At 47.3% G+C, this 12,766-nt stretch carries 11 protein-coding genes; 7 read left to right on the forward strand and 4 right to left on the reverse strand.

Annotated elements, in window-relative coordinates:
- Positions 1-22: 22 nt before the first annotated feature.
- The gene (locus tag QUA24_RS01660) at positions 23-1,975 is read right to left on the reverse strand and encodes a pentapeptide repeat-containing protein (RefSeq protein WP_333226694.1); all 1,953 of its coding nucleotides are present in this window, start codon (positions 1,973-1,975) and stop codon (positions 23-25) included.
- A gap of 132 nt (positions 1,976-2,107) precedes the next feature.
- Positions 2,108-2,305 carry a DUF433 domain-containing protein gene (locus QUA24_RS01665; RefSeq protein WP_333226696.1) on the reverse strand — a complete coding sequence of 66 codons (198 nt, stop codon included), beginning with the start codon at positions 2,303-2,305 and terminating at the stop codon, positions 2,108-2,110.
- A gap of 349 nt (positions 2,306-2,654) precedes the next feature.
- On the opposite strand from QUA24_RS01665, the gene QUA24_RS01670 reads away from it, so the two are divergent.
- A complete protein-coding gene (locus QUA24_RS01670) occupies positions 2,655-3,683 on the forward strand; it encodes a hypothetical protein (RefSeq protein WP_333226698.1) in 1,029 nt (342 codons plus the stop codon).
- A 60-nt stretch (positions 3,684-3,743) separates the two neighbouring features.
- Here QUA24_RS01670 and QUA24_RS01675 read toward each other — a convergent pair whose 3' ends face one another.
- Both QUA24_RS01675 and QUA24_RS01680 read right to left on the reverse strand, forming a co-directional pair.
- A complete protein-coding gene (locus QUA24_RS01675; protein WP_333226700.1) occupies positions 3,744-4,100 on the reverse strand; it encodes a transporter suffix domain-containing protein in 357 nt (118 codons plus the stop codon).
- 135 nt (positions 4,101-4,235) lie between these two features.
- Complete coding sequence (locus QUA24_RS01680; protein WP_333226702.1) at positions 4,236-5,054, reverse strand: carbohydrate ABC transporter permease; 819 nt, start codon at positions 5,052-5,054, stop codon at positions 4,236-4,238.
- A gap of 495 nt (positions 5,055-5,549) precedes the next feature.
- Here QUA24_RS01680 and QUA24_RS01685 point away from each other — a divergent pair, with 495 nt between their 5' ends.
- From QUA24_RS01685 to QUA24_RS01710, 6 genes are all read left to right on the forward strand, one after another.
- Entirely contained in the window at positions 5,550-6,242 is a 693-nt protein-coding gene (locus QUA24_RS01685; protein ID WP_333073769.1) for an aldehyde oxygenase (deformylating), read from the forward strand.
- A 156-nt stretch (positions 6,243-6,398) separates the two neighbouring features.
- Positions 6,399-7,424 carry a long-chain acyl-[acyl-carrier-protein] reductase gene (locus QUA24_RS01690; RefSeq protein WP_333080458.1) on the forward strand — a complete coding sequence of 342 codons (1,026 nt, stop codon included), beginning with the start codon at positions 6,399-6,401 and terminating at the stop codon, positions 7,422-7,424.
- Positions 7,425-7,982: 558 nt separating this feature from the next.
- Positions 7,983-8,963: an acetyl-CoA carboxylase carboxyl transferase subunit alpha gene (gene accA / locus QUA24_RS01695; RefSeq protein WP_333080460.1), complete on the forward strand. Its 981-nt coding sequence runs from the start codon at positions 7,983-7,985 to the stop codon at positions 8,961-8,963.
- 249 nt (positions 8,964-9,212) lie between these two features.
- Positions 9,213-9,938: an SDR family oxidoreductase gene (locus QUA24_RS01700; RefSeq protein ID WP_333226704.1), complete on the forward strand. Its 726-nt coding sequence runs from the start codon at positions 9,213-9,215 to the stop codon at positions 9,936-9,938.
- Between the two features lie 218 nt (positions 9,939-10,156).
- Positions 10,157-10,891: a GTP cyclohydrolase I FolE gene (folE, locus tag QUA24_RS01705; RefSeq protein ID WP_333214387.1), complete on the forward strand. Its 735-nt coding sequence runs from the start codon at positions 10,157-10,159 to the stop codon at positions 10,889-10,891.
- Between the two features lie 219 nt (positions 10,892-11,110).
- Complete coding sequence (locus tag QUA24_RS01710) at positions 11,111-12,535, forward strand: phosphoglucomutase/phosphomannomutase family protein (RefSeq protein WP_333226706.1); 1,425 nt, start codon at positions 11,111-11,113, stop codon at positions 12,533-12,535.
- Positions 12,536-12,766 lie beyond the last annotated feature (231 nt).

Here is a 12,766-nt window from a genome sequence, read left to right on the forward strand (position 1 = left end):
AATTATAGCATTACTCACTTTGTCAGGAACGGCGCTCGTCTTCGAGGGCTGCGCTAACGGCTGGAGCGGGCAACTCCTCGATCGTGTTGGCTGTTGTACCGCCATTATCTCCTAAACTTAACGAACTTGCACCGGTAGCGTTAACTGTTCCACCTGAAATTTCAGCTTTGCGACTTTGGTCGATGTTGTCGCTGGCGACTTTATTCTCTGCTGTAGATTGATTGTTAATGTTAATTATAGGGTTCGATGGCTGAGGCACGGTTGAAGGATTTTCCAAATATTGACTAAACACTCCTCTCACAAAGTCTTGAAAGACACGGTAGTGATGTCTTTCTATTGCAATAATTTCATCTTTAGATTTTAATTGATCGGCTTGCCTTTGAGCTTCTAACCTTGCTTGATAAACTTCGTCCCAAGTTTGCTCGATTTTTCCCTTATCCGTTCCTTCAGGAACCTTGAGAGTCAGTAAAACATCGTTTTCTTTCTTTTCAACTCCTTGAATTGACTCCGGTGTAATGTCTGGAAATTCTCGCATTAACTTCTGAAAAGCAGCGACAAAAGCTTCGGGGTTAATCCCATCTTTGAGGAGGATTTGCACGGTTTCCATAATCTTTTTATAGAGTTTCTCGAAATCCCCCGGTTCAAAACATTTGTTGATGTGGTGAGGGCGGCGATCGCGATCGCCAGTTCCCGGTTGGGGATATTCTAGAAGATAAACAAACCGACAGTCAACGCGATCGAGATTTGTATTAGCGTCAATGTTCCAAGCTTCCAAACAAGCACCTGTAAAATAAGCCTCTGTAAAATTTGTTGCCAAGGCTTGAGTTTCAGTGAGGTTTGCCGATTCCAAATTAGCTAGATGTAAAGTTGCTTCGCTGAGGTTAGCCTGCTTGAGATTAGCCTCGTTGAAATTAACTCCTGTCAGGTTTGCTCCTTGGAGAGCCGCACCAACATAGGATTTTTTGTAGCCATTGCGAGTGATCAGTAATTCTCGGACGCGAGTATCAGCTAATATCGAATTACCGACTCGCGCGCGATCGAGTTTTTCTGTATTGCGGAAGCAAGTGCGAGTGAGATTAGCTGTTCTAAAATCTGTACTTTTGAGGGTTGCCTCAGTGAAATTGGCATCAGTTAGATCGGCATTGCGAAAGCTAGTGCCACCTGTAGTGGCAAAGGCAATGGCGATGCTGCGAATCAAGGCCTGTTTTTCATCCCCAGCCAGGGCACGCCAAGCAACGTAAATACCTAGTCCTGCTGCTGTCGCTGCCACTGCCACTGCCCCTGCCACTGCCCCTGCCACTGCCCCTGCCCCTGCTGCCCCTGCCCCTGCTGCTGCCCCTGCCGCTACCACTGCGACTACCCCTGCCACTGCCACGGCCCCTGCCCCTGCGACTACCGCTGCGACTGCCCCTGCTGCTGCGACTGCCGCTGCCCCTGCCGCTGCCCCTGCCGCTGCGACTGCCGCTGCCCCTGCCCCTGCAACTGCCGCTGCCACTGACCCTGCCGCTGCCCCTGTCCCTGTCACTGCCCTTGCGAATGCCGCTGTCGCTGCCGCTGTCACTGTCGCTGCTGCTGCGGCTGCCCCTGCCCCTGCGGCTGCCCCTGCGGCTGCCCCTCCCCCTAGACCTTGGCGGATAGTAACTATAAAGAAGATTGCCAAAACTATCAACACAACCACACCGGGAATAATGGTGTACTGTTTGATGTTACCTGGAGTGAAAAAAACTGCTACCCACAAACTAGCAAAGCCTGACATCAATCCCGATATTAACGATAGAAATAGCGAGATAGTTACTAGAAAAATTGTCCAGCGACGTTGCAGTCCGGCTTTGGCACCAGTGAAGTCAGCTTCTCTGAGGATGGCATTGGTGAAGTTTGCGCCTCGGATGTCGGCACCGATGAATTTTGCACCTGTGAGGTTTTCACCTTTGAAGTTGCAGCCTCGGAGATTTTTACCGGAAAAGTCTTTGGGCATGATTTCACGCAGGGAGATAATATTATGTCCGGTCAATTAATGACGACTACAGTGCGAGCTTCTAGCTCGCGAGCCTTACCCTTTTTCTACACAATCATTATTAGCGATTACCGAACCTAATATGATAACTATTTAATAAAAACTCAAACCATCCCAAATATCCTCTTGGGTAAGATAGGGAAAATCATCTAAAATTTCTTGATAACTCATCCCAGAGGCGAGATATTCCAACACCTCATAAACCGTAATTTTCATACCTCGAATACAAGGTTTCCCACATCGCTTACCCGGTTCGATCGTAATGATATTAGCGATGTCTTGTTCTGACATGGCGCTTTTCCTTTAGCTTATTTTCTAAATTCTAGCTTAACAAAGGGATAGAGCGCTCCTAACGTTTGGTAGTTTCCAGCATTTTATTAGTTCCTTTAATTTCCTAATTCACTTTAACTCAATCTCCCCCCAGCCAGCACTCGCCTCAAGTCCCATCAGGGGCGTGCCCGGAGTCTTTTTGAGTATCTTTTCGCCGATCGCACCTCATCGTGCAATAATGATATGACTTGCACAAAAACTCTATTAGTAGGTAAATCTTGCCTACCTTACCGCTACATATAGCGTCTCAACTGTCAACCCATGCAAGTTACCAATTAAACCGGCTGTTGCACTACACAAATTTTTCCTAATGGCTGAAGTCCCCCTAAATCCCGCAGAACTTGCAGAAGCCCTCAACGGCTTTACCGATATCAATTTCCAATTGCCAGACCCCGAAGACGAACAAATACCAGAATTTGATTTTGAAAATCAGGTTGACAATGCCTGGAAAGTGTGCGATCGCTTCGACTTGCAAACCGACATTTGGCGGGGACGCATTCTCCGAACAGTTAGAGACAGAGAAAAAAAAGGCGGCGAAGGACGTGGCACAGGGTTTTTGAACTGGCTCAAAGAAAGAGAAATTGGCAAAAGTCAAGCCTATTCTTTGATAGAATTAGCTAATAGTGCCGACACTCTGATCCAGCAAGGAGATTTAGACCCAGATTCCATTAGAAACTTCAGCAAAAGAGCCTTTGTAGAAACCGCCAAAGCATCTCCCGAAGTCCAGCAAATGGTAACAGATGCTGCAGCAAGTGGCGATCGCATCACCCGCCGCGAAGTCAAACAACTCTCCGACGAATGGATGGCAATGAACTCAGATTTATTGCCAGAAGAAGTCAAAGAAAAAGCATCTACAGGTTCTCTACCTTCCCGCTACCTCGCTCCTTTAGTCAAAGAAATGGAGAAACTTTCCCCATCTCACCAAAGCGAAATTCAAAAAGAAGTAGCAGAAAATCCCGACGTAGATACTGTCAAACAGCTAACATCCGACGCCAAGAACTTATCAAAATATCTCGACGCCGCCGCCCAAGTGCAAGCTCTCAATCAGTCTCACTTAGACATGGAAATGGCATTAGAAGAGTCTTTGCGAGTAGGCTGTTTGGGAACCACCGCCGACGTTGTAAAACAAGCCGCACAGCTAGAACAAACAGTAGTCAAACTCTACACAATTTGGAAGCGTTTAGGCAGTTTGGCAGATAGATTGTACGTGGATACAGGAGCAAGCACACCCAATTTGCGGTTGCTTTTGGGATGCTTGGACAGTCTTTCGGGAGAAAAGATAGAAGTGGATTTCGGAGACGGAGAACGCTCTATTCGCTTGCAAATTTTTAGCGAATAGCTCAACCTTGACCGCAGATAAAAGCCAACATCCCGGCTCATTATCTGCGTCGAACCCTATTCATCTGCGGTTAAAATTTCTGATTTTTTTCCAAAGATATCGGGGATGCAAATAACGCCGATATTTGGTAACTACTTCTTTCCCCAACAGCAATACGCTAATCCAAAAACAAACTTCTGCCCCAACAGCCAGAACGAAAGATAAAGTAGTTTTTTGGGTAATGTCCAGCGGCAGGAATGGCACAACAAAAAAGACTGCCAACCACGGTAGAAAAGATACGATAAATAAAAATAAACCGAGTTTTTGCATAGATTCACATAATACAGCTTTGATATCCCCTTTATCTCTTAGTCCGCTTGGAGTGAACTTCGTTTGTATAGTAGCGATTTCAATCGCCGAGTGACTACAAACTCGCATCTTGCACCAATGTCAGCAACAGGCTTTCCGGCCTGTTCCACAAGAACATTTAGTATTTGTGGAACAGGCCGGAAAGCCTGTTCTTGAGAATGGTTCAACATCTGACTACAAACTTAATTGTCAAGCATCTCCAACTCAATTCTTAATCCCCGTCGCCGCAATCCCGCGTATAAACTGTCGTTGACCGGCCAAAAACAGCAACACCACCGGCACTGTGCCAATTACCACCGCCGCCATCAACAACTGCCAACTGCTAGTAAACTGTTCCTGAAACTCAGCCAGAACCAACTGCACAGTCCGCAACTCCGGCCGCGTCGTAAACACCAGCGGCTTAAACAAATCGTTCCACTCCCCGATAAACGTAAACAAAAACAGCGTCACCAAAGCAGGGCGGGCCAAAGGTAACATCACCTGCCATAAAACCTGCCAGCGGTTAGCCCCATCCAGCATTGCCGCCTCCTCTAACTCCACGGGAACCGTCATAAAATACTGGCGCAGCAGAAAAATCCCAAAACCATTAGCAGCCGTCGGCAAAATCAGCGCCCCGTAAGTATTCAGCAGATGACCCCACTTCAAAACCAAGAAAATGGGAATCACCAAAAGCTGAAACGGAATTACCAGCGTTGCCAAAACCCCCAACACAATCGCCTGTCGCCCGCGAAACTTCAGCCTGGCCAAAGCATAACCGGCCAAAGCAGAAGTCACAATCTGAAAACCCGTCACTGCGATCGCCACTAGAGTAGAATTAAGGAATGCCAACAAAAAATTGCCCCGTCGCCAAGCCTCCTGATAGTTCGCAAAAGTCAGGCCTGTGGTCTTGACACCGACACCAGATGGTGATATTGAAACCAAGAATACAGCAGCCAGTGGCAGCAGCACCAGCGCAGCACCCGCCAGCAACAAAATAAAACTCAGCAGTTCCAGCGCTTGAGACCTGTCAAAGGATTTACCCATAAATTTGTGAATTAACCTAAAATAATAAGCCTGTGAGGTTCTCCAACCCGATCGCCTCCCTGATTCCCATACAACAACATAATAGTCGTAGAAGGAAAGAAGGAGTACCTAGGGAGGAAGTTGTGATTAGGATATAATGTTATAGATAGAGTTGGTACTGTAAAACCCTGAAAGGTGGAGACATAGACCGTATTTCTATCATCTATTTCCGGGCAAAAGATCGACTAACGACTAATTCAAGTAATTAGTAAATAGATAGCATTCTAGCGATAGTCTTTCTGGAGTGTTCGACGGCAAAAGTCCGCCAAACACGCACGCTTGACGCCAGTTTTTCCCGGAACGTCAAAGAAAAGTTCTTTGTCGAAAGCATCCTCAGCTATAATCTGTGATTTAGATGGGGTGCGTTCAAAATAGGTAAAGTGTACTGTCACTGACCCCCCATTTTAAAGGGGTTTCCAAACATCCCGGAAGCTTATATAAGGAGACTACATATCTATGCCCCAGCTTGAGGCCAGCCCAACAATTGACTTTCAAACCGAAACTTACAAAGATGCTTACAGCCGCATCAACGCCATTGTGATTGAAGGCGAACAAGAAGCTCACGACAATTACCTGACACTGGCCGAACTGTTGGCTGACAAAAAAGCAGAGTTAGTTGGCTTGTCCAAGATGGAGAACCGCCACATGAAAGGCTTCCAAGCTTGTGGCCGGAATCTTAAAGTCACGCCGGACATGGCATTTGCCAAGCAGTTCTTTTCAGAATTGCACAAAAACTTCCAGACGGCCGCGGCCCAAGGTCAGATTGTAACTTGCTTGTTGATTCAATCGCTAATTATCGAGTGTTTTGCGATCGCAGCTTACAACATCTACATCCCCGTCGCCGATGACTTTGCTCGCAAAATCACCGAAGGCGTCGTCAAAGAAGAATACAGCCACCTCAACTTTGGGGAAGTCTGGCTGCAGGCTCACTTTGAGGAATCAAAAGCCGAACTCGAAGCTGCCAACCGCCAAAACCTGCCCATCATCTGGAGACTGCTAAACTCTGTTGCAGACGATGCCCGCGTTTTGGGAATGGAAAAAGACGCTTTAATTGAAGACTTTATGATTGCCTACGGGGAAGCCCTAGGTAACATAGGCTTTAACAACCGTGATATCATGCGGATGTCAGCGCAAGGCCTCGCAGCCTAGTTAATTTGGAAATAAGGAATGGGAAAAAAATTAAAAATTAAAAATTAAAAATGGGATACCTCATTTTAAAATATAAATTTTTAATCTTCCCATCTTCCATCTTCCATCTTCCATCTTCTATCCTCCATTTTCAATCTTCCTTCATTTGACAACTTAATGTTTGGTCTAATCGGTCACTTAACCAGCTTAGAACACGCCCAATCAGTAGCTAACGAGCTGGGCTATCCAGAATATGCCGATCAAGGTCTCGATTTTTGGTGCAGCGCACCGCCCCAAATAGTTGATCAGATCACGGTAACAAGCATCACTGGACAAAAAATAGAAGGCCGCTATGTGGAGTCCTGTTTTCTGCCAGAAATGCTAGCTACTCGCCGGATTAAAGCAGCCACTCGCAAAATCCTTAATGCGATGGCACACGCTCAAAAAAACGGGATTAACATCACTGCTTTGGGCGGCTTTTCTTCGATCATTTTTGAGACTTTCAACTTGCAGCAAATTAAGCAAATTCGCAATCTCAAGTTGGAATTTGAACGCTTCACCACCGGTAACACTCATACAGCTTACATCCTCTGCCGCCAAGTAGAAGAAGCAGCCCCTAAATTGGGGATTGAACTTTCAAAAGCCACGGTAGCCGTTTGTGGTGCTACTGGCGATATTGGCAGTGCTGTGTGTCGCTGGCTGAATGTTAAAACAAATGTAGCAGAATTGTTGCTCATTGCCCGCGACAAAGAACGATTACAAGATTTGCAATCGGAATTGGGCCGAGGCAAAATTATGGACTTGGAAGAAGCCCTCCCCCAAGCGGATATTGTAGTCTGGGTAGCCAGTATGCCCAAGGGAGTAGAAATTGACCCTAAGACATTGAAGCAACCATGTTTATTGATTGACGGTGGCTATCCGAAAAATCTGGCAACTCAGGTTCAGCATCCAGAAATTTACGTACTCAATGGCGGTATTGTGGAGCATTCCCTCGATATTGAGTGGAAAATTATGAAGATTGTCAATATGGATGTGCCGGGTCGACAGTTGTTTGCCTGTTTTGCTGAATCAATGCTGCTGGAATTTGAAAAAATGTATACCAATTTTTCTTGGGGACGGAATCAAATTACAGTGGAGAAGATGGAACAAATCGGTCATATTTCTGTCAAGCACGGTTTCAGACCTTTATTAATGTCAGTTTGATGTGATTTGTTGTGGTTATTGGTTATTGAGGAAAGTTTTTCTGATAATAACCAGTAACTTTTTTTATACAGTTAATAGTGAATTTTTAACAGTTAACTATTAACATTAGATCCGATCGCACAACCCAAAAAAAAGTAGTGGGCAGTTCGGAACCAGCCGATGTGATTGGTGGCAATAGTTTGTCTTCAAGTCTTCTGATCTTTGAATTTTGGCGACAAAAGGTAATATAGACAGGGCTGTTACAGCTTCCGAATGGGTGAGTTCGATCGCGCTGGTGTCGCTTTTTGGACTGGGAACAGTTCAGCAGGGTTAGGCCTTTTGTGGCGGTGGGGAACCCAGGGCCGGGGGGAAAGAGGGGCGTAAAAATCAGCAGCAAGCAAAAATAGTGTAGCAAAAAACGAGGCTCCAGCCTCTGGTTTTCAACAAGCTTAGTAAGCCAAGCATAATTCAAAATTTAAAACTTCCAAATTTCCCCTCTTTTTCAGCATCCCCTGACAGGGTAGGATCTGGAAATAGTCGATCGACAAAACCTGACAAAACCTTATAGAAATTATCAGCGTGCCAAACCCAGACCGTAAACCCTTACTCTTAGATTTTGAAAAGCCCCTGGCCGAACTCGAAACCCGAATTCACCAGATTCGCGAACTCGCCGCAGAAAACAGCGTCGATGTCACCGACGAAATTCGCAAACTCGAAGCTCGCTCAGCCCAACTGCGACAAGAAATCTTCAGCAGCTTGTCCCCCATGCAGCGGCTGCAACTGGCCCGTCACCCGCGCCGCCCCAGCACCCTCGATTACATTCAGGCAATTAGCGACGAGTGGATCGAGCTTCACGGCGATCGGCGCGGCGGAGACGACCCGGCCCTCGTCGGCGGAATTGCCCGCATAGACGGGCGTCCCACAGTCATCATCGGCCATCAAAAAGGGCGCGACACAAAAGACAATATCGCCCGCAACTTCGGCATGGCTGCTCCCGGTGGCTACCGCAAAGCCCTGCGGTTGATGGAACACGCCGATCGCTTCGGAATGCCAATTTTCACCTTTATCGACACTCCGGGGGCTTGGGCGGGGTTAGAAGCAGAACAGCTCGGACAGGGAGAGGCGATCGCCTGTAACCTCCGAGAAATGTTTCGCCTCGACGTTCCCATTATTTGCACCGTCATCGGCGAAGGCGGTTCCGGCGGCGCATTGGGTATCGGTGTCGGCGAGCGGCTGTTGATGCTGGAACATTCCGTCTACACCGTCGCCACTCCCGAAGCTTGCGCGGCGATTCTCTGGAAAGACTCTGGCAAAGCGAACTTGGCTGCAGAAGCCCTGAAAATCACTTCCTGGGATTTGAAAAACCTCGGCGTCCTCGATCAAATAGTACCAGAGCCGATCGGCGGCGCTCACTCGAATCCCCTCAAAGCTGCGTCCATACTCAAACAAGCTTTGTTAGAAAACTTAGCAGAACTAACCCAGCTTACGGGTCAGCAGCGACGCGATCTCCGGTATCAAAAGTTTCGCCACATCGGTGTATTCACTGAAATTGCGGCTTGAGCCGATCGATTCAGAGTTATCGGTTATGAGTGAAAATCTCTTAACTTCCAACTCATAAGTGATAACTCACCAGTCACTATTCTGCGAATCAGTCAGCAGTGTTATAATTTCTCAGGTGACACCGGCTTAACAGTTCTTAATGTTGATCTCATAATTAACTGTGATCACCCGCAGCAGACAGCTTTCTAATTTGGCGAAGAAGGCTGCAACGCTTGAGGGACTTGCCGAGCGAAAGTATTAGGACACTGAATGAACCATCCCACAACAAAGCAGGCTCTGATTACCGGAGCCAGCAGCGGTATTGGCAAAGCGACGGCTCTAGCGTTCGCCGCCGAGGGCATAAATCTGGCCTTAGTTAGCCGAGAGTCGGAAAACTTAGAAGCCGTTGCCGCAGCAGCCCGAGCAGTCGGAGTGAAAGCAGAAGCTTATCCCTTAGACTTGGCAAAAATTGAGCAAGTGCAAAGCAGCATCAGCGCGATCGCAGCTCAATTGGGTTCCGTAGATATCCTGGTCAACAGCGCTGGCATGGGCTACACCGGCTCTTTGACGGAAACGCCGCTAGCCGAGTGGCAGAGCGTTCTAGACCTCAATCTAACTAGCGTTTGGCAGTGCATTTTAGGAGTTTTGCCCTCCATGCGCGATCGCCGATCGGGAATCATCATCAACGTTTCCTCGATCGCCGGCACCCAAGCCTTCCCCAACTGGGGAGCCTACTGCGTTAGCAAATTCGGTCTCATGGCTTTGTCTAAAACCTTAGCAGCCGAAGAACGAGCTCACGGAATTCGCGTAACAGCAATCTGTCCGGGTTCTGTCAACACTCCCCTGTGGGACACAGACACCGTAGACGCCGACTTCGACCGCAGCGCCATGTTAACCCCAGAAATCGTCGCCCAATCAATTCTGCACGCAGTTCAGTTGCCAGCAAGTGCAGTAATTGAAGAAATCACCCTCATGTCCAACGCAGGAGTTTTGTGAACTTGAGATTTTAGACTGCTGGATTTTTCTCGAATTCAACAATCTTTGAATCTCTATCTATAGCGGTTCTCCGATAAATGAGGTATACAGAAACCCTGTAATGTCAAGCTTTCCAGGTCAAAATTCGTACCTCACCTTTTTGAGAAAGGCTATATATCCCCCAATCGAAAATCTAAAATCGAAAATCGAAAATCGATTCACCCTCACACCAACTTGTTATGACAATTGCATCTTCCGCCGATTCCAATGGCTCGAACTCACTCTCGACTGACAGCATGAAACTGTTACAAACCGCAGAGAACAACTCCCCGCGCATCCCCACTCGACCCGATCGCAATTCCTCGCACGGTCAAGAATCCCACATACCCGTACCCTCAGAAGTAGGCCAAGAAGAAATGATGGCCGCCGTTCGGACAATTCTGCTGGGAGTAGGAGAAGATCCTGAACGGGAAGGATTGCTCAAAACCCCGAAGCGGGTAGCAGAAGCAATGCGGTTTCTCACCAGCGGCTACAGTCAATCCCTCGAAGAACTTCTTAACGGCGCTATCTTTGACGAAGGTCACAACGAAATGGTACTGGTGCGAGACATCAGCGTATTCAGTATGTGCGAACACCATATGCTGCCGTTTATGGGCCGAGTTCACATCGCTTACATTCCCAACCAAAAAGTAGTGGGACTGAGCAAATTAGCCCGAATTGCCGAGATGTACAGCCGCCGATTGCAGGTGCAAGAACGTTTGACGCGCCAAATTGCCGAAGCAGTTGAGACAATATTGGAACCGCAGGGAGTAGCTGTAGTAATGGAAGCCAGCCATATGTGCATGACGATGCGGGGTGTGCAAAAACCCGGTTCTTGGACAGTTACGAGTGCCATGTTGGGCGTGTTTCAAGAAGAACAGAAAACTCGCGAAGAATTCCTGAATTTGATCCGCCACCAACCGGCTTTCTTTTAGTCATTAGTCATTAGTCATTAGTCATTAGTCATTAGTCATTAGTCATTAGTCATTAGTCATTAGTCAATCACTTTTTGGGTGGTGGCTAGCAATTAAGCAATTTGGTCACTAGCCCCCAGATTCATCCGCAGTCGCAATCTAAAATCTAAAATCTAAAATCAGATGACGATCGACTGATAAACCCATAAAATAGACGGGTGACTCATGACTTGTGACTAAATGAATCCTATTAAATTCGGTACAGATGGCTGGCGCGGTATCATTGCTGACGACTTTACATTCGATCGCGTAGCGTTAGTCGCTCCCCTAGCGGCACAAGTTCTCGCACAAACTGGTGGTAGCGATGGCAGCAGCGGTACCGTAATTGTCGGTCACGACCGCCGATTTCTGGCTGAAGAATTTGCCCAAACAGCGGCTATTGCCATCCAAAACGCAGGATTTGACGTGCTACTTAGCGAATCCTACGCCCCCACTCCAGCTTTCAGTTTAGCTGCCAAACAATTAAATGCTTTGGGTGCGATCGTCCTGACAGCCAGCCACAATCCCGGCGCATATTTAGGGTTAAAAGTCAAGGGCGGATTTGGCGGTTCAGTTTCGCCCGAAGTTACTCAACAGATAGAAGCAAAACTCGAAAATCCGGCGGCAATTTCAGCAACTCCCGCCAAATTAGAGAATTTCAATCCTTGGCCGGCTTACTGCAAAACCTTGCGGGAAATGGTAGATATTGATGCGATTAAAGAAGCGATCGCCAGCGGCAAAATTACAGTATTTGTAGATGTAATGCACGGTGCCGCCGCCGGAGGATTAGCTCAAATTTTAGAAGAAACGGTACATGAAGTCAACAGCGATCGAGATCCGCTGTTTGGCGGCGGTGCACCGGAACCTTTGCCGCGCTACCTGTCGCAGTTATTTCGGGTGATGCGTACTCACCAGCGAAAAAGTTCTGGTTTGTCAATCGGATTTGTATTTGACGGAGATAGCGATCGAATTGCAGCCGTTGACTCTAGCGGCAACTTTCTCAGTTCACAAATCCTAGTTCCCATATTAATCGAACATTTAGCAAAGCGGCGCGGCTTGACCGGGGAAGTCATCAAAACAGTCAGCGGTTCAGACATAATTCCCAAAATTGCCAAGCTGTACAACTTGCCATTATTTGAAACGCCGATCGGTTACAAGTATATAGCCGATCGAATGTTAACCACCCAAGTCTTAGTCGGCGGCGAAGAATCGGGAGGAATTGGCTACGGTACACACATCCCCGAACGAGATGCTTTACTGTCAGCGCTGTACTTATTAGAAGCAGTTGTCAAATCCGGGGAAGACTTAAGCGAAATTTACAGCCGACTGCAACAAGAAACAAGCTTTACTTCAGCTTATGACAGAATCGACTTGCACTTAGCAAACATGGAAGAAAGGTCGCGTTTGCTGTCCCTGCTGCAAAATCAACCCTTAACAGAAATCGCCGGCAAAGCAGTTGTAGATTGCAACAAAGTTGACGGATATAAATTCCGTTTAGCCGACGGAAGTTGGCTGTTAATTCGCTTTAGCGGAACCGAACCTGTGTTGCGGCTGTATTCAGAAGCCGCGACATTGAAAGAAGTTATGCAAAACTTAAACTGGGCGAAAGCTTGGGCGCATAATTAATCGAAGTTTTCAGCCGCAGATAAACGCAGACAAATGCGGATAAATTGATATCAAATCTCTATTTCTCTGTGTCCTCTGCGCCCTCTGCGGTAAAAAAAATATTCTTCATAAATAAAATCGTATTGCCGTAGCAATCCTCCCATCAATTGTGAACTCTTTCTCTTCTCTTATCTTCTCTTACTTCGCGTCCTAGCGCTTACGCGCGGCTTCGCCTAACGCACCTTCGCGGTT

The organism is Microcoleus sp. Pol12B5 (assembly GCF_036701335.1).
Taxonomy (GTDB): domain Bacteria; phylum Cyanobacteriota; class Cyanobacteriia; order Cyanobacteriales; family Microcoleaceae; genus Microcoleus.